The sequence below is a fragment of the Clostridium intestinale genome (assembly GCF_035905475.1).
GTDB lineage: Bacteria > Bacillota > Clostridia > Clostridiales > Clostridiaceae > Clostridium_T > Clostridium_T intestinale.
In genome coordinates, this window is record NZ_CP121166.1 from 1,281,726 (window position 1) to 1,304,494 (window position 22,769).

The following is a 22,769-nucleotide window of genomic DNA, read 5'->3' on the forward strand; positions in this document are numbered from 1 at the left end:
TTGCATGGATATTAGTTTCACTGTATTATTAATGTATATTTAATTTTAGTTAAAAGAAATAAGGAGAGTAAATGATGTATCGTAATTTAGAAGAATGTATTCTTGACTTAGAGAAAATGGGTCAGTTAGTAAGAGTACATGAAGAAGTTGACCCTTACCTTGAAATGGCAGCTATACACTTAAAGGTTAACTCAGCTAATGGACCAGCGTTGCTATTTGAAAATGTAAAAGGTTCAAAATATAAAGCTGTGTCAAATTTATTTGGCAATTTAGATAGAAGTAAATTAATCTTTAAAAATACATTGGAATCTACTAAAAGCGTAATTGCATTACGTAATAATCCTATGAGCATATTAAAAAATCCATTTAAACATATCAGTAGTGGAATTTCAGCTACTAAAGCTCTTCCTCTAAAGAGTTTAAGTTCTAAGATGTCTGAGTTTCAGGAGATTAAAATTTCTGATCTTCCACTTATTCATCATTGGCCTAAAGATGGAGGGGCATTTATAACCTTACCTCAAGTTTATTCCGAAGATCCAGAAAAACCTGGTATTATGAATAGTAATCTTGGTATGTACAGAATCCAACTTACTGGCAACGATTATATTTTAAATGAAGAGGTTGGTCTACATTATCAAATACATAGAGGAATAGGAGTTCATCAGCAAAAAGCAAAAAAAATGGGGATTCCTTTAAAGGTAAGTATTTTTGTGGGCGGTCCACCTGCACATACTTTAGCAGCAATTATGCCTCTACCTGAAGGACTAAGCGAAATGACTGTTGCTGGTATGCTATCAGGACATAATTTTCGTTATTGTTATAATGATGGTTACTGTATTAATCTTGATGCTGATTTTGTAATTACAGGAGAAATTTATCCTGATGAAACAAAACCTGAAGGGCCTTTTGGAGATCATATAGGCTATTATAGTCTTACTCATGAATTTCCAGTTATGAAAGTTCATAAAGTTTTTGCGAAACCTAATGGAATATGGCCTTTTACTGTTGTTGGACGTCCACCTCAAGAAGATACAGCCTTTGGTGAGCTTATACATGAAATTACTGGAGAAGCTATAAAACAAGAAATCCCTGGAATAAAAGAAGTTCATGCAATTGATGAAGCAGGAGTTCATCCACTTTTATTTGCTATAGGAAGCGAACGTTATACACCTTATGCAAAAGTCAAGCAGCCTGCTGAAATACTTACTTTAGCTAATAGGATTTTAGGAACTGGTCAATTAAGTTTAGCTAAATATCTATTTATTACTGCTGAAGAGGATACACCTTTGGACACGCATAAAAAAGTTGAGTTTTTAACATATATGCTAGAAAGATTAGATTTACACCGTGACATTCATTTTCAAACCAATACTACCATAGATACATTAGATTATTCTGGAACTGGTTTAAATACAGGAAGTAAGGTTGTAATCGCAGCTTATGGAGATAAAAAAAGAGAGTTATGCACTGATGTTCCCTATCAACTAAATGATTTAGGTGATTTTAAAAATCCGCGTTTAGTTATCCCTGGAATAATAGCAATAGAGGGTCCTAACTTTTCTGATTATCAGAAGGAGAAGGATGTATTAAATGAATTTGCTAATAGCATTAAATTAAAAGGTAATATGGATTCATGTCCGATTATTATTCTTTGTGATGATAGTACCTTTATAAGCGATTCTTTATCAAACTTTTTCTGGGCAACTTTTACTAGAAGTAACCCTTCACATGATATTTATGGAGTAAATAGCTTTTATGAAAATAAACATTGGGGATGCGATAATATGATTATAGATATTAGAAAAAAACCTCATCATGCACCTTCATTAATCCCAGATCCAATAGTTGAAAAAAATATTGAACGCTTGTTTAAAGAAGGCGGAAGTTTATACAATATAGTCTAATATATAAGGACTTTTATTATCAATTGACATTTAAACCCAGTTAAAAACTTGTAGAAAATGCTGAAATTAAACATATAATGAAGCATAAACAGTTATCAATTGGGAGTGAAATAGATGGAAGATTATAAATTAGGTACAAAAGTTTCAGTAATTACTATGATAATAAATATAATTTTATCAATCTTAAAGCTAATTGCAGGTATTATTGGAAGAAGTTCTGCAATGATTGCGGATTCAGTCCATTCGGCCTCAGATGTTTTTACAACTGTAATTGTTATAGTCGGACTTAAAATATCATCTAAAAAAGCTGATAGAGAGCACCCTTATGGTCATGAACGATTAGAATCAATCAGTGCAAAACTTATAAGCGAAGCACTTATTTTAGTAGGATTAGCTATAGGATATAAAAGTGCCTTAAATATTTATAGTGGTAATTTAGTAGTTCCAGGAAGAATCGCTTTGTTTGCTGCATTATTATCTGTAGTTGTTAAAGAGTGGATGTACTGGTACACCATAATAACAGCTAGGAAAATAAGAAGCATATCCATGGAAGGAGATGCTTGGCATCATAGATCTGATGCATTTTCATCTATCGGAACCTTTATAGGTATTTTAGGCGCCAGATTTGGATATACCTTTTTAGATCCTTTAGCTGGAATAATAGTTAGTCTATTGATTATTAAAGTTGGAATTGATCTATATAAACGAGCAGTCAAAGAACTTATAGATTCCTCAGCTGACGATGAAGTAATAGATAAAATAAAGAATAACGTCCTTTCTATTAGCAGAGTAAAAGAAATTAAAAATCTGAAAACTAGAATATTTGGGAATAAAATCTATGTAGATATAGAAGTGTATGTAAATGAAGAACTTTCTGTTAGAGAAGGCCATGATATAGCTGAATTGGTTGAAAACACAATAGAAAATGAAATTGACACGGTAAAACATTGCATGGTTCACATTGAACCCTTCTTTGAAGAAAGGAAACTTATTTAAATATTATAAAAGTAAATAGTACCCACAATCTACCAAGTTATATAAATTTGGTAGATTTTTTCTTGGAACTTGTATACATATTAATAATTTGAACGTCATAATAAAGAAGAGCTTTAAAAGGGAGCATGAAAGGGGGATATGATGAACTATGAATTAATAGATGAGATATTTAAAGATAAAATGAATCTTATACACAGATATTTAATTAAGCTTGGATGTAGCAAAGAAAATGCAGATGATATAGTTCAAGATACCTTCTATAAAGCATTAAGGTATATCGACGGAATACAGTCTGATAAGCTTTCAGCATGGCTCTTTAAGGTAGCTATTAATAAGTATTATGACTTATGCAGAAAAAATAAACGTCATATTCATGTAAGTATTGATGAAGAAATTTTAAAAGATGGTTTAGGTACTAATAATATTATAGAAGATTTTATTTTGGATATAGAGAGAAAAAAAGATATCCTTAATGTTTTAAATTCTTTAAGTGAAGTACATAAAAATCTATTGCTTCTTAAATATCATATGGATTTATCTTATAAAGAAATAGCAGAACTTTTAGACATAAAAGAAAATACAGTGAAAACATATCTATTTAGAGCTAGAGAAAATTTCAAGAAAGTTTGGAGGGAAGAAAGTTATGAAAAGCGATGATGAAAAACTAAGAGAATTGTTTGAAACGGAAGAGAAACCTAATTTTAAAAGCCTAATTAAAAGAGCTAAATTTTTATCCGCATTAAAAACTACTATAATAAGCTTTATGATCTTTATTATTTTAGGATTTGGTGCTTTAATCTTAAATGCTCATTTTCTAAATGATATAGCAAATAAGAAAGAGAAAGATTTATGGCATTATTATAATATTGCTAAACCAAATGCTTATTTAAGCAATACACAAACTGACGATAGATTAATGACTGGAGATATAGAATATGTTCGCTATAGATTTTTAGGGGGGAAATTAATTACTGATGGAAACTATAAAGAAGATTATAGCTATATTCCTTTTATTAATGGTGTATATGGAAGTACAGGTGATAACTTATATAGTAATATTGCTAATTCAGAACAAGAACTTGAAGATATGATTAATTACAATAAGGTTGGAAAACGTATAATGAAATTTTATCATCCATCAATACAATATGACAATTATATAAATGATTTAGAAGTCCTTGATAATATAGGTAGCGATAAGGTTATGGAGTTATCACTTTCTTTTGATAGTAAATATAGTTTAGATGAAGTTAAAAATATGTTACCTAAGGAAATTACTTTAAACTGGTACTGGGTTGATACATTAAATGATAAACCTTCAGAGACTAGACTAAAACCTATATTTGAAGAGTCAGAAGTTTATGGAATAAAAGCATTAGATGGTCAGGGTAGATCTTTAGATGATCCAGAAGAACGCTTTATTAATTCCTTGGAAGTTCTTAGCGATAACTTTATCAGCTTATTTAATAGATTAAGTAATGGTAAAGACAAGATTACTAAAGATGATTTAAAGATTGTTGGAGTAGTTGTAAGTGGAGATGCAGAAAGTTTAAAAAACTTAAAAGGTAAAAGTTATATTAAAGCAGCATCTTTAGGCGCTGTAGCTGATAAATACTGATTGGAGGGTTACTTATGAAAACTTATTTTAAACTTGAACTTAAGAAAAACCTATTTTCATTAAAAACTATTATTATAAGCTTAATACTATTAGCTTCATTAATAGAACCTCTAATAAATAAAATTTCATTCTCCTATCCTGGTTTAGACGGTATAGATTATTATATAATAATTTCACATTTATCTTATATAGTGTTTATAGCGCCTTCCATAATAGGTTTAATATATTCAACATCAATAATTATTGATAAAAAATCAGGATTTTTGGAGAAAGTTTTAGATATTATTGATATAAAAACCTATTATAAAACTAAGGTAATGGTAAACCTATTTTTAACATCTTCAATTTTTATTATCTGTCATGGAGTTATTATTGTTTACTTAATATTTAGATTTGGAGTTAATAATGTTCCCTCAAATGAAATTAATGTTGTAGCACTTAAAAATATTTATGAAATCTCTAAGATTCTTTACATCGTGCTATTGTTAGTTATTATAGCAATTTCTTCATCTGCATTTTCAATTTTTGTTATGGGACTTGCTACAGCAACAAATAGAAAAATAGTAGCTTATGTATTCCCTCCATTCTACATGATAACTACAGGAATATTATTTGAGCTTGCCTCAATAAATAATTTTATAGACTTTAACGTAATAAAATTATTTAATTTAATAGGTTTCGATAAAACAACTATATTTAATGTTCTTTTATATGATTTAATATTAATTATACTTGGCTTAATAATACTATATAAGTTTAGTTACAAGAAAAACTTAATGATACTAAACAAAACTTCATAATATTATATCTCACGATATAGCATAGTTATTTATAGAATACTATGCTATTTTTAATTCCAAAAGATTTTATAGTCATTGGTAAATATAGTATAATAAATTTATTGATATAAAGGAGATGATTATAATTGAGTTATGAGTGGGTTTATGAATATTTGTTAGCCAAAAAAGGTGTTGAAAAAGACTTTAAAGAGGAATGGAAATGGCATAGATATATGATAGCAGGAAAGTTGTTTGGGGCTATTCTTAATTACAAAGATGGGAGACCAATGATTACATTAAAATGTGAACCATCCTTTGGAGCTATGCTTAGAGAAAATTATGATGATATAATTGAAGGCTATTACATGAATAAAGTACATTGGAATTCTGTATTTTTAGATGGGAATGTTCCTGAAGATGTTATAAAGCAAATGATTGACATGTCTTATAAACTTATCTTTGATTCACTTACTAAAAAAGTACAAAAAAGTATATTAAGCTAAATTTTAATAGAGGTTTATTATGAATAATGATTTATTAAAGAATTTAATAGTAAATGTAAAAGTTAAAAATCTTGGAGTGAAAAATGTTGTAGTTAGGCAAGGTGGAGAAGTAATTGCAAAACATGATTTTGAAGAAGAAAAAGAGACTCTTTTGTGGTCAGTAAGCAAAACCTTTACTTCCACGGCAGTAGGTATTGCAATTGAAGAAGGTTATTTTCAATTAACTGATAATGTTATAGATTTTTTTCCCGGTATCACGCCTAAAAACCCTAATGAGAATCTAAAAAACATGAAAGTACATGATTTATTATGTATGGGAACTGGTCATGATAGATGTCCAGTTATAAATGCTGATTGGAGTGAAGGCAAGGTTTGGGATATTACTAAACTATTTTTTGATGAGCCAGTAATATTTAAACCTGGATCACATTTTACCTATAACAACGGTGCTACATACATACTTTCAAAAATAATAGGACTTACTACAGGAATTAGTTTAGACGATTATCTTGATAAAAAAATATTTCAATATTTAAATATACCAAAACCTAGATGGGATAGATGCCCTTTAGGAATCCCACAAGGATTTTCTGGATTGCATTTAACATCAGAACAGCTATCTAGATTTGGTCAACTAATTCTTAATAAAGGTATTTGGAATGATAATGAACTTATTCCTAGAAATTATATAGAAAAAGCTACGACTGTCCAGATTGAGACACGTGATTTTAATCCGCACTTTGCAACTAAAGATCATCATCAAGGATATGGTTATCAATTATGGATGAATTCATATAAAGGTTCATATAGAATGGATGGATCTTATGGACAATATGTTGTAATATTACCTGATAAAGATGCAGTGGTAACCTATATTTCAAATGAACCTACAAACATGACTGGTGTTCTTGAACTTACTTGGGATACTTTAATTGAAAAGCTATAATCTTTGCAAAGGCTAAATGGAATTTGATTAAGCTTAGGAACGCTTCTATAGGACTAAGGCTAGAAGGAATCTAATGAAGTTCTTCGAACTTCTACAGGGCAAAGGCTAGAAGGAATTTGATGAAGCTGAGGAACGCTTCTACAGGACTAAGGTGTATATTCTTAGCTTCTTAACTTCTTTTATTCTTAACTTCTTAGCTTCTTTTATTCCTAACTTCTTAACTTCCTATATTCTTAAATTCTTAAATTCTTGGTGCTATGGTTAAAGTTAAATCTATTAGACTTGAGAAGAAAACTAAATAAATATTATGGGGGTAAATAATGATTAATTTAAAAAAGATTACTTTTGATAATTTTGATGAATGTATTAAATTAGAAACTAAAGAGAATCAAAAAAACTTTGTTGCTAGTAATTTAATAAGTCTTGCACAAGCTTACGTTGCTTTAAGTAATGGAGATGGAATTCCTATGCCTTATGCTATTTATAGAGATGATGTTATGATTGGTTTTATAATGTTGTCTTATACTGAAGCTAACGAAATCCACAATGAAAATGCTTATTGGGTATGGAGATTTATGATCGATAAAGTTCATCAAGGTAAAGGTTATGGAAAAGCTTCAATGAATAAAGCTATTGAGTTAGTTAAAACCTTCCCTTATGGGCATGCATCTGAAATTTACCTTTCTTATGAACCTGAAAATATTAAGGCTAAAAAGCTTTATTCATCAATGGGTTTTATAGAAACTGGAGATATAGAGGATGGGGAATTAGTAGCAAAACTATTAATTGACTAGATAAAATAAATTAGATTGGGGAAATATGGGTAATATTAAAGGGTTATTGATAGATTCTGGTAGAGTCTTAAATTTTGCTGCAACTGGAGATTGGAGTTATTCTCCAAATTTCTTTAAAATAGTTAATAAAGATAAATTTAATAACATTTCCAAAGATAAAAGAGATGAAGCTTTTCGTAAAGCTTGGTCATATATAAATAATATATCGTTAATGCAAACAATTGAGGAAGAATGGAAGCATTTCCTAGAATTTTTTATAATTATAAAAAATGAATTACCAGAACTTAAAATTGACGATGAAATGTTAAAACCTTTAACAGATGATTTCGTTTTAAATTATGATAAATATATATTCTTTAAAGATGTATTTGAAGTTCTGCCAAGATTAAATCAAAATTACAAGTTATGCTTAGTATCAGATGCTTGGACATCTTTAAGGAATGTTTATAAAAAAGCTGGCTTTTATGATTATTTTGACGCAATTATTATTTCTTCTGAAATTGGTGTGACCAAACCAAATGAAAAAATGTATAAAGCTGCAATTAAATCATTAAATCTAGCCTCAGATGAAGTCCTTTTTGTAGATGATAACCCAAAAAACTGTGAGGGGGCTTTAAACCTTGGAATAAAATCAATAGTTTTAAATAGAAATACACTTTCTAGAGCTTATATAAAATGTATAAAGAAATCTAATTTGCATGTAGTTAAAGACATGTATAAATTAGAGAAATTACTTTTAAAAGAATTTTAAAATAGCACATATATAAATACTAAAGTTTCACTATGTATAATAAATGCACCTAAGAGGACACTAAAAACATGCCTAAATAACAAATAGAGGAGGAGATATTATGAAAAAAGCTGATACCTTAATAAAATTTGGTTTAAATTTTGATAATAGTTATACTCGGTTACCGAATTCTTTTTTTAAAGAAGTAAAACCAAGTTTAGTTCATAAGCCTAACTCTGTAGTCATAAATTCAAAATTAGCATCCTCTTTAGGTCTTAACTCTGAAGTACTGGAAACTAAAGAGTTTTTAGAAGTTTTAGGAGGAAATATTATTCTTGAAGGAGCTCACCCTATTGCACAAGCTTATGCTGGGCATCAGTTTGGACATTTTACAATGCTTGGAGATGGAAGAGCTATACTACTTGGTGAACATATAACCCCATTAGGTGACAGAGTAGATATTCAACTTAAAGGTTCTGGAAAAACGCCCTATTCTCGTGGAGGAGATGGAAGAGCAGCTCTTGGTCCAATGCTTCGTGAATATATAATAAGCGAAGCTATGCATGCACTTGGAATTCCTACAACTAGAAGCCTTGCTATTGTTACAACTGGTGAATCAATAATGAGAGAAAATAAACTTCCTGGTGCAATTCTTACAAGGATAGCTGCAAGTCATATAAGAGTAGGAACCTTTCAGTATGTTTCAAAATGGGGAAGAGAAGAAGATATTAAAATCTTAGCTGATTATACAATAAGTAGACACTATACCTACTTAAAAGACAGTCCTAACCCATATTTAGATTTGCTTAAAGAAGTCATTAATAGACAGGCAGACTTAATTTCAAAGTGGCAACTAGTAGGTTTTATACATGGTGTTATGAATACTGATAACATGGCTGTAAGTGGTGAAACAATTGACTATGGTCCATGTGCATTTATGGATACCTATAATCTGAAAACTGTATTTAGCTCAATTGATACTTATGGAAGATACGCCTATGGAAATCAACCTTATATTGCTGGTTGGAATCTTGCTAGATTTGCAGAAACCTTAATCCCTCTACTAGATAATGATCAGGAGAAGGCTTTTAACTTAGCACAAGAAGAAATTTCAAATTATTCTAAGTTGTATCATAAAAATTGGCTAAATGGACTGAGGTCTAAACTTGGAATTTTTAATGAGGAAGCTTTAGACGAAGATTTAATTAATCAACTTTTAAGTATGATGGAAGAGCATGATATGGATTATACCAATACTTTTGTTGATCTAACTTTTAATAGGTTAGAAGATGGTTCTTTATTTAATACAGATAAGTTTTTAAAATGGCATAAGCTATGGAAAGAAAGATTACAAAGACAAAATGAAGGATTAGATTTATCAACTGAATTAATGAAAAATACTAATCCTGCCATAATACCACGAAACCATAGAGTGGAAGAAGCTTTAGAATCAGCAAATAATGGAGATTATAGTGTTATGGATAAACTCATAGATGTTCTTTCAAATCCATTTGATCATTCAAAGGAACAACTTGAATATTCAACTCCACCAAAACCTTCAAATGAGCCTTATAGAACCTTTTGTGGTACATAATTATAAGCTTCTAAAGAATACAGTATATTACTTTTTAGTGATATTGCTGTATTCTTTTATTGAAATATTAGATTAAGTTTTATTTTCTTTTCATATTTTTAATAACTACTTTATCATCTTTATCCACTTGTAAAGAATCGAGAATTTTTTGAAGAGATTTATTAAAAGTAAACTCATCTAAATTATTGTTTTTTAAATATGCCATAGTTTTTTCAGGAAACTTCGTATAACATATGGAAATAGCCCAAGCTACAGCCATTTTTACATAATAACCGCTATGTTTTATATTATCTAATAAAATTAAAATCTCATCTATATATATTTCATTAATAAAATAGTCAATAATCATTACTACACCAAAACGAACCTCATATTCCTCATTAGAAACTAGAAACTTTTGTATGAACCTCCAAACCTCACTCATATTATCTTTAGTGAATTTCAAACTAATGCAAAAGCTATCACATATAGACCAGTTATCAATTTTAGGTATAAACTCAGAAATATAATGAAGAGTTTCTTTTACATCAACATTTATGTATCCAATAACCATTCCCAGAAGCATAACTTCTTCAAAATATTCGTTATCACAGTTTTTTATAAAAGATTTCCAATCATTTTTTGATATTTCTTTTGCTAGTTTTCGTAAGATTGGTAGTCGTACTCCTAAAATATTATTTATATTAGGAATAAGTGAGGAAGAAAATTTTTGATATTCTTTATCTCCCATTGAAATGAGGATTTCTTTATAAAAGTTCATATTTTTGTTTGCCCTAGAATTCTCATCAAAATCATATTCCTCAATATTAAGATTATGAAAATAAATGCTTTTCATTATTCATGTTCCTCCTTTTAAGTTAATACTTGTTATTTTATATAATACAGAATTTTATAATTAAATTCTTCCGAAATATTAACTTTTAATTTTTAAGTCATTTTATAGTGGCTAAATTGATATTTTAAATAATTTCTAGTTAAAATAAAGATTTTTTATTAAAAATAGGGAAATATTTTTACAATTTTTATTATTATAGTATAATATTAATTAAAGTTGTTTAAAAGTAAGAAAACATCCAAGTCTTGGATTTCTTAAGTTTCTTTTTGAGGTGAAGACATGAAAAACGCAAATATTCCTAAAACTATTCCCGATATAATTGATGTGATAAATAAGTCTAATGATGTAGAGACTATTATTACTATGGAAAACTATATGGCTTGTTATTACGCAGGTCCAATACTTTTTGCTAGCACAATTATAAACTATTACATTAATTATATACTTATGAGTTATGATTTAAATAAGGTTGTTATGGAAAGTATTTTTCTTTTATTTCTTTCTTTTTGCTTTATAATAACGCCTTACTTAAAATTCAAAACCAAATTTATTACTCATTGGGTATCGATACTATTTTCTATTGTTCTTGTTTATGTAACATTAAGGTTTTATTCAGTTGTGGGTTCTTTTATATTAATAATTGCTTTTCTAGAAATCATTATAGCTTCGGCTAGAATCACTAAGGTTATGCTAAACTATATAACTATAACTACTTTTTTAGTAGGAGGATATATTTTCTTTTTATCATCAAAAAATGCTCACAATTTAACACCAATATACTATGTTCTTTTGGTTATATTATTTATTTTAATGTTTTTAATAGTACCTGCCATGTATATGGTTAGTAAATCCCATTATCAAAGGATTAGTAGTCTATATCTAACAGAAGTCCATCAAAGAGAAGAGTTAGAGAAAATGTATAAAGAAACAAGAAACCAATATAATTTACTTACTCAAAAAAATAACCAATTAAAGATAAATGAAGAAAGGCTATATAGATTAGCACACTTTGATGAATTAACTTATCTTCCTAATAGAAAGAGTATTTTAGACAAATTAAACTATCTTATAAAAGTTTCTAAAGGAATGAATTTATCTTTTTACATAATATTTATAGATATTGACTCATTTAAAAAAATAAATGACTCTATGGGACATCATATAGGAGATTTATTTATAAGTTATGCTGCTAAACGGCTTAAAGCATCTATACATAAAAGTGATTTTATAGGAAGAATTGGGGGAGACGAGTTCGCATTAATAATTCAAAGAAGATTAAGTGATAAAGAAGTATTTAAATACATAGATAAAATAAGAAAGCATTTTTTACAGCCATTTATAATTGATGGCAATGAGATAACTTCAAGTGCTAGTTTTGGAATAGCTTCATTTCCTCATGATGGAGTTGGACAAGTTGAATTAATGAAAAATGCAGATACAGCAATGTACAAAGCAAAAGAACTTGGTAAAAATAATGTGCAATTTTTTGAAAACTCTATGAAAGAAGAATTACTAGAAAAATTAAACCTTGAAAATGAATTAAAATCTGCACTTTATAATAATGAGTTTTTTTTAGTATTTCAACCTATATATAACCTAAGAACTGGTAAGATAAGAGGTTTTGAAACTCTACTACGTTGGAACTCCAAAGTATTAGGTATGGTAGCTCCTGATAAATTTATCCCTGTTGCAGAGGAGCTAGGTATTATTATCCCATTAGGGGAGTGGATTATAAGGACAGCCTGTAAAACATTCAAAAAGCTTCAAGACAAATACAAATTAGAGGAGACTGTACTTGCCATAAATTTATCTGTTAAACAGCTTGAATCACCTAATATAGTTGAAACTATTAAATACATATTAAAAGAAACAAATTTTGACCCAAACTTATTAGAAATAGAAATCACAGAAACTACATTTATGAATTCAATTCATAAAACAAAGTCAACTTTAGAAAAATTACAAGATATGCACATTAGCATTTCCTTAGATGACTTCGGAACTGGTTATTCATCATTAAGCTATTTGAGACAGCTACCAATAGATATATTAAAAATTGATAGAACTTTTATAAATGATATTTTGAAGAGTGACAGAAATGTTGAAATTATCGGAAGTATAATAGATTTATCTCATAATTTAGATATAGCTGTTATTGCTGAAGGAATAGAGGAGGAAATTCAACTTCGCCACTTGAGGAAACTAAAATGTGATTATGTCCAAGGTTACCTAATGAGCAAACCTTTAAATTTAGAAGATTTGGAACAGTTTATATGCCAAGAAATATAAAGAAAAACCTAGAAGGGATATCCTTTTAGGTTTTTTATACTTTATAATATCTCTATTATTTCAACCTTGTATGTTTCACTTGGAGCATTAACTTCAACTATATCTCCTGCTCTTTTACCAGATAAAGACTTTCCTAAATCTGACTCTATACTTATTTTCATATTTTCTGGATCTATATCCATAGTAGTTACTAAAGTTACTATATCCTCAAAATCATCTTCTATAAATTTAATTTTCGCCTTACTATTTATACCCAGAACTGACTTATCTATTTGAGAGTCATCTATTAAGGTTGCAGTTGAAATCATGGTCATTAGATATTGTATTCTATTATCATTTTCTCTATAGTTTCTACAAGCCTCTTTGTATTCAGCATTTTCTGATCTATCCCCATGAGCTGCTGCTACTAATTTTTCTTTTGCTATCTCAGCTCTTTTTACAGTCATTCTATAATCTAATTCTTCTTGTAATTTTTTGATATTTTCTTCAGTTAACTTATTATTCATATAAAAACTTATCTCCCATTTAATATACTTTATTAATATTATAAAGTCATAGAGAAGAAAATAGAAGTTTCTTTTTAAAATTCTTATTAACTTAATTAACTTATATTAATTAAATTAATATTTAAAGTATAAATAAAACATGAAATAACTTCTAATTACTTTTATAAGTTCTTCATCTTACTTAACTTACATAAAATTAAACAGATTGGTAAATAATCAAAGCTAAAAGAACTTATGTTTGTATTTTTCTCTTAAGTTGACATACAGTAGTCATATTAGATTATTTATACTTAATATTATTAAAGGTAATACAAAAAGAGAGGAGAACATTTTAATAGCAAATTAATTTAATTTTAAAATATGGGAGGATAAATGATTAGAAATATATTTGAACTTTATTCTGAAAGAAAAGATTTTTTTATTAAGCTTACTGTAGAACATCTAAAGATATCTGCAATTTCTATAATAGTAGCCCTAATAATAGGATTAGTATTAGGAATTGTTATTAGTGAATATAAAAAAACTTCGCCACTTATTTTAGGTATAACAAATTTTGTATATACAATTCCAGCTATATCCTTACTTGGTTTTCTTATTCCTTTATCTGGTATCGGAAATACTACTGCAATAATAGCCCTTACTATTTATGCATTACTTCCTATGATCAGAAATACTTATACAGGTATAGATAATATTGATCCTTCTATTATTGAAGCATCAAAAGGAATGGGTAGCACCCCTTTTCAAATCTTATATAAAATAAAGCTTCCACTTGCTTTACCTGTTATCTTGGCTGGGCTTAGAAACATGGTTGTTATGACAATTGCATTAGCTGGTATTGCTTCATTTATAGGTGCTGGAGGTCTTGGAGTAGCTATATATAGAGGGATAACAACTAATAACTCAGCTATGACTGTAGCCGGAAGTTTATTGATTGCTTTTCTTGCCTTAATTATGGATTTTATTATTGGAGTTATTGAAAAATATATGAAGAAGAAATGGAGATTAGTATAATGAAAAATTTAAAATTGATAAAAATATTTACAACATCACTTTTAGCCTTAACATTAATTACAGGTTGTTCGAAAAAAACTGACACAATTAAGATTGCAACAAAACCTATGACTGAGCAGTTTATATTAGGTGAAATGTTATCTTTACTTATAAAAGAAAATACAAACTTAAATGTTGAAATAACAAAAGGAATAGGTGGAGGAACTAGTAATATTCACCCTGCGATTTTAAAAGGTGATTTTGATTTATATCCAGAATATACTGGAACTGGCTGGAGCTTTGTATTAAAAGAAAGTGAAATCCCAGATAATGATACGCTCTACAAAAACCTTCAAGAGAAATATTCTAAAAATTACAATCTTAAATGGGTAGGATTATATGGATTCAATAATACCTATGGACTAGCTATAAGAAAAGATATCGCAGAGAAAAATAATATAAAAACTTATTCTGATTTAGCAAAGTATTCTAGCGATCTTAACTTTGGTGCTGAATATGATTTCTATGAAAGAGAAGATGGATATAATTTGCTTTGCTCAACCTATGGTCTTAACTTTAAAAAGGCATCTGACCTTGATATCGGCCTAAAATATCAAGCTATAAATTCAAAAGAAATTGATGTTATGAATGTATTTACTACAGATGGACAACTTACATCCTCAGATGTTACTGTACTTCAAGATGATAAAAACTTTTTCCAAAGCTATTATTGTGGCACGGTAGTAAGTGAAGATACTTTGTCAAAACATCCTGAATTAGAAAATATCTTAATGAAAATGCAAGATATTATAACAGATAGCGAAATGGCAAAATTAAATTATGAAGTTGAAAGTAATGGACGAGATGAAGCAGAAGTAGCTAAAGAATTTTTACAAAATAAAGGTTTATTAAAAGAATAATTCTAGAGAGGAAAATAATATGAGTAGAGAAGTCATAATAAGTTTTAAAGATGTTTCCAAAAGTTATGATAAAAATTTAATTCTCCATAACTTTAATCTACAGGTTAAAAAAGGTGATTTTTTAACCATAATTGGCACTTCTGGTAGTGGAAAAACCACAGCTTTAAAGCTAATTAATGGTTTGCTTAAAGCTGATACAGGTGATGTGTGTATTGAAGGCAAAAATATAACTTCTGTTGATATAATTAGTCTTAGAAGAAATATAGGTTATGTAATACAGGGTGTTGGATTATTCCCTCACATGAGCGTTAGAAAAAATATAGCTTACGTCTCAAATCTTTCTAGAAAAAAAGATAAATCAAAGATTGATACTACTGTAAATAAATTAATTGAAATTGTGGGAATGGACAAGGAAATGTTAGACAGATACCCAAGTGAACTTTCTGGTGGACAGAAGCAAAGGATAGGGATAGCAAGGGCCCTTGCAGCTTCTCCTAAAATTCTTCTTATGGATGAACCTTTTGGAGCTGTAGACGAGATAACAAGAAAATCTCTTCAAGAAGAAATATTAAGAATTCATAAGGAGCTTGGTGTAACTATAATTTTTATTACCCATGATATTAAGGAAGCACTAAAATTAGGAAGTAAAGTCTTAATTATGGATAAAGGTGAAATAATTCAGTTGGGAACACCTGACGAAATTAAAAGCAATCCTAAAAATAGCTTCGTTAAGGAGTTAATAAGTTCAGAACTTTAAATCCATATAGAATAAATTGTACTGCAAATTAAGTCTACACTTATTGCAGTACTTATTTTTTCTTAAATAGTAAATATTATATAACAACCTTTAGGAATGTTATATAATATTAAATAAGAATAAAATAGAAGGAGTTTTAATTATGAAGGAAAAAGTTATATTCAAAAACATTGATGAGTATATTTTAACCTTTCCAAGCAACGTTCAGGAAATACTTCAAAGCCTAAGAAAGGTTATCAGAGAGTCAGCTCCAGAAGCTAAAGAAAAGATAAGTTATCAAATGCCAACATTTGATTTATACGGTAATCTAGTTCACTTCGCAGCATATAAGAAGCATATAGGCTTTTATCCAGCCCCTAGTGGAATCGATGCTTTTAAATCAGAATTGTCAAAATACAAAGGAGCTAAAGGATCAGTGCAATTTCCTATAGATGAACCATTACCTTATGAATTGATAAAAAATATAGTTAAATTCAGAGTTCAAGAGAATATTAAAAAGATGAAAGAGAAAAATTCTAAAGCTTAAATAATTATTGTATATAAAAACATTTATTAAAAAGCTCCATAACCAGAGCTTTTTTTATCCATTAAATAATAACTTTACAAAAAAATCTAAAAACATAATAACAACAATAAATCCGCTGATAATTCCACCAAATATTATTACACAAAATGCTGTAAATAAACTATAAAGAGTACTATTTTTCATAAAATCACCTCGTTAAAATTATTAACCTCATTTCATTAAGCTATACAGATTAGTAAAATTAAAGAAAATTTAATTGTGTGGTTTAAATTACATTTGTTATAATAGGTAATAGATGATAGTATATAATTAACATAAGTATTAGTGGGGGAGGGATAGGTATAACTCTTATTATATAGAGATACCGTACATATTTATGAAGAAAAAATTGATGATAGGTTTACTTGTAGCTTCAATGTTATTCGGAACAGGTGTACAAGCACTAGCTGACCCTTTAACAACAGCTCAACAACAAGATTTAGATAATAGAAAAAATCAGATATCAGCAGCAGAACAAAAATATGCTGAATTACAAAATAAAGCAGATGAATTAAATATAGAAATACAAAAATTAGTTCTAGCCGTTCAAGAAAATGAAAGTAATATTTCTTCTGTTAATAAAGATATTGAAGCACTTAATGTTCAAATAGAAGATAATAAAAAAGAATTTGAGAAAAAGGAAGAACTATTTAAAACTAGAATTAAGTTTTTATACGAAAATGGTGGACAAGCAAATTACATAACTGTTTTATTTAGTGCAAATAGTATAGGCGATTTTATTTCAAAAGCCCAAGCAATTGGTAAGATACTAAGTTTGGATAAACAAATACTAGAGGAGCTTGATGAAAAAAAGAAGGAATATGATGTTAGTGTTGCTCGATTAGACACTAAAAAGACTGAACTGGAGAATTTAAATTCAGTTAATAAATCTAAATTAAGTGATTTAAATCAAAAAAAAGATGAACAACTAGTTTACATTCAAAAAGCTAAAGAAGAGTATTCAAAACTTTCTAGTGATTTAATAACTACAGAAAGAAATTTATATAAACCTTTTGAGAATATAATAAATAACACAAGTAGTTCAATTAACGATTTAAATAATTCAATTTCAGCTTTGAACTCTTTAAAGTCAACTGTAACTAATTCAGATGTTAAAAATGAAATAAACAACTTACTCACAAAGGCAAATACTTCAATTAATAAGAAAAAAGCTGAAATTGAGGCAAACAAGCAAACTAATACACAAACGTCACCTACTAATAATCAAGCTCAAAAACCATCAAACAACACTAATACAAATCCTTCAAGCAATGCACCAGTATCTGCATCTGCTTCAAAGATTTTAGAAATAGCTTACAGCAAATTAGGTGCAGACTATGTTTGGGGTGCTACTGGGCCTGATGTATTTGATTGTTCCGGATTTACACAATATGTTTATAGACAGGCAGGTATATACATATCAAGAACTACATATACCCAGATAAACGATGGAGTAGCAGTAAGTTATTCTAATTTACAACCTGGGGACTTAGTACTTACTAGTGCAGGACATATAGGTATATATGTTGGAAATGGACAAATGATACATGCACCTCAGACCGGGGATGTAGTAAAAGTATCAAAAATTTGGTCATTTTATGCTGCAAGAAGAATATTATAAATCTTTATTATAAAAAAAAGTATGTAGATTTGCTTTACATAAAGAAGTCTACATACTTTTTTCGCATTAAATTCAATATAATGTATAAAAATATATAATATGTTATACTAATATATAAATATAATATTTTTATTAAATGAGGGAAACTATGGCACATATCTTTAATGGTGGAAATATAAATTACAAAATTAGACAATCTCCTATACCAGAATTTTCTTGGCATACTAGTGAAAAACTAGCGGAACTTGTTGGCTCAAAACATTTAAAATTTGATGTTAGATCATTAGATCCAGATAAGTATTCTTATCCCTACCATTTTCATAGAAATGCTGAAGAAATATTTGTGATTTTAGAAGGAAGCGGAACCTTAAGGACTCCAGAAGGGTTTAAGGAGATAAAAGCTGGAGATATCATTTTTTTTGAAATGGGACCAACTGGTGCTCATCAACTCTATAACAATACAAATGAACCTTTGAAATTTTTAGATATACGAACAGATGTAGGCTTTGATGTATGCGAATATCCTGATTCAGGTAAGATAAATATCTGTGATAAAGAAGTATATGAATTAGGAGAACAGGCAAATTACTACAAAGGTGAAGATAAAGTTAGAGAAAAGTGGAAAGGAGGTACATAATGAATAAAAGCAAAGATTCAAATTTTGATATTATGTGTGTATTATTATTGCTTTGCTCTGGACTATTTTTTGAAGACGCATTTCCAATATTAATTATTGGTATAGGCTTAAGCATCTACGGTTTATTTAGGGTATTTAAAAAAGAGAAGCTTAAGTTATAAAGAAGAGGATATCACAACTTTGCGATATCCTCTTCTTTATAAAAATAATGCAACAATTACTGGAATTGTGAAAACAGAAAGCAAAGTAGTGATAAACACTGACTTAGCTGCAAGTTTTAAGTCGCCATCATATTGAGTAGCAAACAAAACTGCACTATTAGCAACAGGCATGGCCAAGTTAATTAAAGCAACCCCTAAAATCAAAGGGTTAGTTATAAAATAACTTAGAATAGGATATGCTGCTAATGGTATCAATATTTGCTTTATTATAGTATAAGGATATATCCTAAACTCAGTAAATACTTCTTTAATATCAATATTAGCTAAAGTGGAGCCAATAAGCATCATAGCAATTGGAGTAGTTATGCTTCCAACCATATCAAAACTGGATACAAAAATTGTAGGTATAGGTATTCTTAAAAAATAGATAATAATTGCGATTATGGATGATATTATTCCTGGTGTTAAAAGGTTCTTAACATTTGGTTTAACTTCTTTTTCAGTACCATAATTAATCAAAAATACACCTAAGGTAAATACTAAAAAATTAAATATCATATTAAATATTGAAGTGTAAAAAACAGCCTGATTACCAAATATAGATTTCATAACTGGAAATCCCATAAATCCTATGTTAGAAAATATAGTCATAAACATATAAAGTCCCTTTTGATGGTTTGGAATTCTCATTATCTTGACTAAAATATAACTTAAAAATGGTAATATAGCAAAAATAGTTACCGCAACTAAAAAAACAACTAAAACTTCACTACTATCATTGCTAGGCTCCAAAGATCCTACAGAAGCTATTATTAAAGCTGGTGTTGTCACATTAAGTAAGAGCTTATTTAGTTTTTGGTTTAGCTCAGCATCAAAAAGCTTTATTTTATTTAGAAAATATCCCAAACCAAGAATTAAAAATAACTGAATCATTTGATTAATAACAACATTTATATCCATCTTGTCCCCCTTAGAAAAGAGTAATAACTTTGTTATTACTCTTTGTAATCATTAGTATTAAAATAAACACTTTCCATTAGATTCAATAACTTTTTTATACCAATAAAAAGATTTTTTAGGAATTCTCTTGTAGGTACCATTTCCATAGTCATCACAATCTACATAAATAAATCCATAACGTTTGGACATTTGTTTTGTAGATTCAGAAATTATATCAATACATCCCCATGATGTATATCCTAAACAATCCACACCATCATATTCTATAGCATCTAACATAGCTTTGAAATGAGCTTCAAAATAATCTATACGGTATTGGTCATCTATAGTTCCATCTTCTTTAACAACATCTTTAGCTCCTAATCCATTTTCAACAATAAATAGAGGCTTACGATAACGGTCGTATAAATCTACCATTGAAATTCTAAGACCAATTGGATCAATCTGCCATCCCCAATCACTTGAAGGTAGATATGGATTTTTAATTGCATTAATTGTATTTCCAGCAGTAACATCTAATCCATCTGTTGAGGCAGCTGAACAAGAGGACATGTAGTAAGAGAATGATACAAAATCAACTGGATATTTTTTCATTATCTCATCATCGTTAGCTTCTTTCTTTATTTCTATACCATTATTTTTAAATCTTGAAAGTAAGTATGCAGGATACTCTCCAAAGACTTGTGTATCACTGTAACAATAAGTTGATCTCATATCTTGTTGCGCTTTTAATACATCTTCTGGCTTACATGTATACGGATAATATGTTAATTTTGTAAGCATACAACCAACCTTTGAATCTGGTATTATTTCATGACAAATCTTTGTAGCTAATGCGCTAGCTACAAATTGATGATGCATAGCCTGAAAAATAACTTGCTCCCAATTCATTTCTGGGAATCTATCTTCAATTAAACCACCTGTAGTGTAAGGGTGTCTTATCATTGAATCAACTTCATTAAAGGTCAACCAATATTTTACCTTATTTTTATATCTTTCACAAATTGTTTTTACATATTTCTCAAAGAAACCTATAACTTCTCTAGAATACCATCCGTCATAATTTAAAGTTAAATTAATAGGTGGTTCATAATGTGACATAGTTACTAATGGCTCAATTCCATGTTTTAAACATTCATCAAAAACATCATCATAGAATTTTAAACCTTCCTCATTAGGTTCTTTATCGTCACCATTAGGGAATATTCTAGACCATGCTATAGACATACGATAAACTTTAAATCCCATTTCTCCAAACATCTTTATATCTTCTTTATAATGGTGATAGAAATCAGATCCATGGCGTTTTGGATATAATGATTCATCTTCAGACTTTAATGCATCTTCAATATCCTTAGTAGTAACTGTATTATGAGCTTTATAATCTGTTACATCTACATCAAGATGGTGTCTAGCACAGTCAGAGACACTTAAGCCTTTTCCGCCTTCTTTATAACCACCTTCAACTTGATTTGCAGCAGTAGCTCCTCCCCATAAAAATCCTTCTGGAAATTTTCTTGTTGTCATATTTTCTTCCTCCTATTGCTTAATCTTATGTCTAACCATTATAAATCACTAATTATACAAAAAGGATATAACAATGATTGAAACTTATAAGCAATATTATAGATTAAAATTGATTATTTGTTATACCAATTATGAAATATGGTTCCAATATTCAAAAGTTTTAATGATAACGTTTGTTTCCTGAAAAAAAGCTCCAATAATTTAACTTAACTATCATTCATCCACTCATACCTAGCTCCTTTTAATTTATTGGCAGTTTTTAATACAACATCATAACGATGAACCAATAAAGAAGCAACCAAAATATCAAGTATATACTGAGTAGACATTGTAAAAATAACATTTGAAAATTCTAAAGTGTTTTCAGTAGTCATTATATGTATATTATAATCGGTTAATTCAGCTAGCCTTTGATCTATATTTCCACTAATAGAGAGAGTAGGCATATTACATTTTTTTAAACGTTTGGCTGCATCAATTACATTAGAATTTTTTCCAGTATGAGATATTAAAATTGAAAAACTAGGAATATTCTCAAGCTGAAGAAAGCTAGCATGACTCCAGTGTATGCTTGAATATGAATTTGACGTTATACCTATCTCTCCTAACTTATAGCAAAACATTTTTGCAACTTCGTTATTTATTCCATCACCATATATATCAATAACTTTAGCTTTTTTCATTAAGCTAATTACGTTTATTAAAACATTTCTATCAATCATACTCCTTGTATGGTCAATTGCCTTAGAATATATAAGTGGCATAGTATGTATAATATCATCTATTGTACTGTTTGCATCATAAGGAATCGTTTTTAAAGATTCTTTTAATTTCATCATTTCAGGATACTCAGATGCGTATATAAATTTTAAATCACCAAATCCTTTAGTTCCAAGCTTTTTACAGACTCTAATAATTGTTGATGCACTTGTATAGCTGGCTTTTGCAAGTTCAGAAACATTCATCTCTAATAAGTCTTTAGGAAATTTAATAATATGCTCAATCACAGCCTGTTCTTGTGCTGTTAAATTCTTTAAGTTCTGCATCTTATCTATTATCATAATATACCTCCCTTTTAATTCTATATTATCATCTTTTCTAAAAAAGATTTATAAATTTTCTAAGTTTGCAAAA

24 protein-coding genes are annotated in these 22,769 nt (G+C 28.7%); 18 read left to right on the top strand and 6 right to left on the bottom strand.

From position 1 onward, the window contains the following. The first annotated feature begins 71 nt into the window (after window positions 1–71). The 10 genes from P8F83_RS06640 (at window position 72) to P8F83_RS06685 (ending at window position 9,864) form a co-directional block, all read left to right on the top strand. Window positions 72–1,904, top strand: a complete 1,833-nt coding sequence (locus P8F83_RS06640; protein ID WP_326513981.1) for a UbiD family decarboxylase — start codon at window positions 72–74, stop codon at window positions 1,902–1,904. A gap of 114 nt (window positions 1,905–2,018) precedes the next feature. Continuing rightward, entirely contained in the window at window positions 2,019–2,900 is an 882-nt protein-coding gene (locus P8F83_RS06645) for a cation diffusion facilitator family transporter (protein ID WP_326513982.1), read from the top strand. A 141-nt stretch (window positions 2,901–3,041) separates the two neighbouring features. Next, window positions 3,042–3,557, top strand: a complete 516-nt coding sequence (locus tag P8F83_RS06650; protein WP_326513983.1) for an RNA polymerase sigma factor — start codon at window positions 3,042–3,044, stop codon at window positions 3,555–3,557. Continuing rightward, a complete protein-coding gene (locus tag P8F83_RS06655) occupies window positions 3,544–4,518 on the top strand; it encodes an anti sigma factor C-terminal domain-containing protein (protein ID WP_326513984.1) in 975 nt (324 codons plus the stop codon). Before P8F83_RS06650 ends, P8F83_RS06655 begins: the two co-directional genes overlap by 14 nt. Before the next feature lie 14 nt (window positions 4,519–4,532). Continuing rightward, window positions 4,533–5,318 carry a hypothetical protein gene (locus P8F83_RS06660; protein ID WP_326513985.1) on the top strand — a complete coding sequence of 262 codons (786 nt, stop codon included), beginning with the start codon at window positions 4,533–4,535 and terminating at the stop codon, window positions 5,316–5,318. 125 nt (window positions 5,319–5,443) lie between these two features. Then, window positions 5,444–5,800: an MmcQ/YjbR family DNA-binding protein gene (locus P8F83_RS06665; protein ID WP_326513986.1), complete on the top strand. Its 357-nt coding sequence runs from the start codon at window positions 5,444–5,446 to the stop codon at window positions 5,798–5,800. Between the two features lie 19 nt (window positions 5,801–5,819). Then, window positions 5,820–6,746 (top strand): serine hydrolase domain-containing protein, encoded by a 927-nt coding sequence (locus P8F83_RS06670; RefSeq protein WP_326513987.1) that lies wholly within the window; start codon window positions 5,820–5,822, stop codon window positions 6,744–6,746. A 320-nt stretch (window positions 6,747–7,066) separates the two neighbouring features. Then, window positions 7,067–7,540 (top strand): GNAT family N-acetyltransferase, encoded by a 474-nt coding sequence (locus P8F83_RS06675; RefSeq protein WP_326513988.1) that lies wholly within the window; start codon window positions 7,067–7,069, stop codon window positions 7,538–7,540. Between the two features lie 25 nt (window positions 7,541–7,565). Continuing rightward, on the top strand, window positions 7,566–8,291 hold the full coding sequence (locus tag P8F83_RS06680) for an HAD-IA family hydrolase (protein WP_326513989.1): 726 nt from the start codon (window positions 7,566–7,568) through the stop codon (window positions 8,289–8,291). A gap of 100 nt (window positions 8,292–8,391) precedes the next feature. Next, window positions 8,392–9,864, top strand: coding sequence for a protein adenylyltransferase SelO (locus tag P8F83_RS06685; protein ID WP_326513990.1), 1,473 nt, complete (start codon window positions 8,392–8,394; stop codon window positions 9,862–9,864). Window positions 9,865–9,943: 79 nt separating this feature from the next. Here P8F83_RS06685 and P8F83_RS06690 read toward each other — a convergent pair whose 3' ends face one another. Further along, entirely contained in the window at window positions 9,944–10,624 is a 681-nt protein-coding gene (locus P8F83_RS06690) for a DNA alkylation repair protein (RefSeq protein ID WP_326514825.1), read from the bottom strand. Between the two features lie 354 nt (window positions 10,625–10,978). Here P8F83_RS06690 and P8F83_RS06695 point away from each other — a divergent pair, with 354 nt between their 5' ends. Continuing rightward, window positions 10,979–12,988, top strand: a complete 2,010-nt coding sequence (locus P8F83_RS06695) for a putative bifunctional diguanylate cyclase/phosphodiesterase (protein WP_326513991.1) — start codon at window positions 10,979–10,981, stop codon at window positions 12,986–12,988. A gap of 41 nt (window positions 12,989–13,029) precedes the next feature. Here P8F83_RS06695 and P8F83_RS06700 read toward each other — a convergent pair whose 3' ends face one another. Continuing rightward, window positions 13,030–13,494 (bottom strand): GreA/GreB family elongation factor, encoded by a 465-nt coding sequence (locus tag P8F83_RS06700; RefSeq protein WP_326513992.1) that lies wholly within the window; start codon window positions 13,492–13,494, stop codon window positions 13,030–13,032. A 372-nt stretch (window positions 13,495–13,866) separates the two neighbouring features. Between P8F83_RS06700 and P8F83_RS06705 the strand changes: the two genes are divergently transcribed. From P8F83_RS06705 to P8F83_RS06720, 4 genes are all read left to right on the top strand, one after another. Then, entirely contained in the window at window positions 13,867–14,508 is a 642-nt protein-coding gene (locus P8F83_RS06705) for an ABC transporter permease (protein WP_326513993.1), read from the top strand. Next, window positions 14,508–15,407 carry a glycine betaine ABC transporter substrate-binding protein gene (locus tag P8F83_RS06710; RefSeq protein ID WP_326513994.1) on the top strand — a complete coding sequence of 300 codons (900 nt, stop codon included), beginning with the start codon at window positions 14,508–14,510 and terminating at the stop codon, window positions 15,405–15,407. Before P8F83_RS06705 ends, P8F83_RS06710 begins: the two co-directional genes overlap by 1 nt. Before the next feature lie 19 nt (window positions 15,408–15,426). Continuing rightward, a complete protein-coding gene (locus tag P8F83_RS06715; protein WP_326513995.1) occupies window positions 15,427–16,164 on the top strand; it encodes an ABC transporter ATP-binding protein in 738 nt (245 codons plus the stop codon). A 142-nt stretch (window positions 16,165–16,306) separates the two neighbouring features. Then, window positions 16,307–16,690, top strand: coding sequence for an iron chaperone (locus P8F83_RS06720; protein WP_326513996.1), 384 nt, complete (start codon window positions 16,307–16,309; stop codon window positions 16,688–16,690). A 54-nt stretch (window positions 16,691–16,744) separates the two neighbouring features. On the opposite strand, the gene P8F83_RS06725 is transcribed toward P8F83_RS06720, so the two are convergent. Next, window positions 16,745–16,873 carry a hypothetical protein gene (locus P8F83_RS06725; protein ID WP_326513997.1) on the bottom strand — a complete coding sequence of 43 codons (129 nt, stop codon included), beginning with the start codon at window positions 16,871–16,873 and terminating at the stop codon, window positions 16,745–16,747. A 193-nt stretch (window positions 16,874–17,066) separates the two neighbouring features. Between P8F83_RS06725 and P8F83_RS06730 the strand changes: the two genes are divergently transcribed. The 3 genes from P8F83_RS06730 to P8F83_RS06740 all read left to right on the top strand — a co-directional run bounded on the left by P8F83_RS06730 (window position 17,067) and on the right by P8F83_RS06740 (window position 19,148). Further along, the gene (locus tag P8F83_RS06730) at window positions 17,067–18,350 is read left to right on the top strand and encodes a C40 family peptidase (RefSeq protein ID WP_326513998.1); all 1,284 of its coding nucleotides are present in this window, start codon (window positions 17,067–17,069) and stop codon (window positions 18,348–18,350) included. Between the two features lie 148 nt (window positions 18,351–18,498). After that, the gene (locus P8F83_RS06735; RefSeq protein WP_326513999.1) at window positions 18,499–18,987 is read left to right on the top strand and encodes a cupin domain-containing protein; all 489 of its coding nucleotides are present in this window, start codon (window positions 18,499–18,501) and stop codon (window positions 18,985–18,987) included. Then, a complete protein-coding gene (locus tag P8F83_RS06740) occupies window positions 18,987–19,148 on the top strand; it encodes a hypothetical protein (protein ID WP_326514000.1) in 162 nt (53 codons plus the stop codon). The genes P8F83_RS06735 and P8F83_RS06740 overlap by 1 nt, the downstream gene beginning before the upstream one ends. A gap of 36 nt (window positions 19,149–19,184) precedes the next feature. Here the strand turns inward: P8F83_RS06740 and P8F83_RS06745 are convergent, their stop codons facing one another. The 3 genes from P8F83_RS06745 to P8F83_RS06755 form a co-directional block, all read right to left on the bottom strand. Next, window positions 19,185–20,108 (bottom strand): AEC family transporter, encoded by a 924-nt coding sequence (locus tag P8F83_RS06745; RefSeq protein WP_073016347.1) that lies wholly within the window; start codon window positions 20,106–20,108, stop codon window positions 19,185–19,187. A 57-nt stretch (window positions 20,109–20,165) separates the two neighbouring features. After that, window positions 20,166–21,635 (bottom strand): 6-phospho-beta-glucosidase, encoded by a 1,470-nt coding sequence (gene ascB, locus P8F83_RS06750; protein WP_286907470.1) that lies wholly within the window; start codon window positions 21,633–21,635, stop codon window positions 20,166–20,168. A gap of 206 nt (window positions 21,636–21,841) precedes the next feature. Further along, the gene (locus P8F83_RS06755) at window positions 21,842–22,696 is read right to left on the bottom strand and encodes a MurR/RpiR family transcriptional regulator (RefSeq protein WP_326514001.1); all 855 of its coding nucleotides are present in this window, start codon (window positions 22,694–22,696) and stop codon (window positions 21,842–21,844) included. Between the last annotated feature and the right edge of the window lie 73 nt (window positions 22,697–22,769).

Bases quoted from the DNA above. Each gene is read 5' to 3' on its own strand.
- P8F83_RS06640 (WP_326513981.1), top strand. From the start codon at position 72: ATGATGTATCGTAATTTAGAAGAATGTATTCTTGACTTAGAGAAAATG.
- P8F83_RS06645 (WP_326513982.1), top strand. From the start codon at position 2,019: ATGGAAGATTATAAATTAGGTACAAAAGTTTCAGTAATTACTATGATA.
- P8F83_RS06650 (WP_326513983.1), top strand. From the start codon at position 3,042: ATGAACTATGAATTAATAGATGAGATATTTAAAGATAAAATGAATCTT.
- P8F83_RS06655 (WP_326513984.1), top strand. From the start codon at position 3,544: ATGAAAAGCGATGATGAAAAACTAAGAGAATTGTTTGAAACGGAAGAG.
- P8F83_RS06660 (WP_326513985.1), top strand. From the start codon at position 4,533: ATGAAAACTTATTTTAAACTTGAACTTAAGAAAAACCTATTTTCATTA.
- P8F83_RS06670 (WP_326513987.1), top strand. From the start codon at position 5,820: ATGAATAATGATTTATTAAAGAATTTAATAGTAAATGTAAAAGTTAAA.
- P8F83_RS06675 (WP_326513988.1), top strand. From the start codon at position 7,067: ATGATTAATTTAAAAAAGATTACTTTTGATAATTTTGATGAATGTATT.
- P8F83_RS06680 (WP_326513989.1), top strand. From the start codon at position 7,566: ATGGGTAATATTAAAGGGTTATTGATAGATTCTGGTAGAGTCTTAAAT.
- P8F83_RS06685 (WP_326513990.1), top strand. From the start codon at position 8,392: ATGAAAAAAGCTGATACCTTAATAAAATTTGGTTTAAATTTTGATAAT.
- P8F83_RS06690 (WP_326514825.1), bottom strand. From the start codon at position 10,624: ATGAACTTTTATAAAGAAATCCTCATTTCAATGGGAGATAAAGAATAT.
- P8F83_RS06695 (WP_326513991.1), top strand. From the start codon at position 10,979: ATGAAAAACGCAAATATTCCTAAAACTATTCCCGATATAATTGATGTG.
- P8F83_RS06700 (WP_326513992.1), bottom strand. From the start codon at position 13,494: ATGAATAATAAGTTAACTGAAGAAAATATCAAAAAATTACAAGAAGAA.
- P8F83_RS06705 (WP_326513993.1), top strand. From the start codon at position 13,867: ATGATTAGAAATATATTTGAACTTTATTCTGAAAGAAAAGATTTTTTT.
- P8F83_RS06710 (WP_326513994.1), top strand. From the start codon at position 14,508: ATGAAAAATTTAAAATTGATAAAAATATTTACAACATCACTTTTAGCC.
- P8F83_RS06715 (WP_326513995.1), top strand. From the start codon at position 15,427: ATGAGTAGAGAAGTCATAATAAGTTTTAAAGATGTTTCCAAAAGTTAT.
- P8F83_RS06720 (WP_326513996.1), top strand. From the start codon at position 16,307: ATGAAGGAAAAAGTTATATTCAAAAACATTGATGAGTATATTTTAACC.
- P8F83_RS06725 (WP_326513997.1), bottom strand. From the start codon at position 16,873: ATGAAAAATAGTACTCTTTATAGTTTATTTACAGCATTTTGTGTAATA.
- P8F83_RS06730 (WP_326513998.1), top strand. From the start codon at position 17,067: ATGAAGAAAAAATTGATGATAGGTTTACTTGTAGCTTCAATGTTATTC.
- P8F83_RS06735 (WP_326513999.1), top strand. From the start codon at position 18,499: ATGGCACATATCTTTAATGGTGGAAATATAAATTACAAAATTAGACAA.
- P8F83_RS06740 (WP_326514000.1), top strand. From the start codon at position 18,987: ATGAATAAAAGCAAAGATTCAAATTTTGATATTATGTGTGTATTATTA.
- P8F83_RS06745 (WP_073016347.1), bottom strand. From the start codon at position 20,108: ATGGATATAAATGTTGTTATTAATCAAATGATTCAGTTATTTTTAATT.
- ascB (WP_286907470.1), bottom strand. From the start codon at position 21,635: ATGACAACAAGAAAATTTCCAGAAGGATTTTTATGGGGAGGAGCTACT.
- P8F83_RS06755 (WP_326514001.1), bottom strand. From the start codon at position 22,696: ATGATAATAGATAAGATGCAGAACTTAAAGAATTTAACAGCACAAGAA.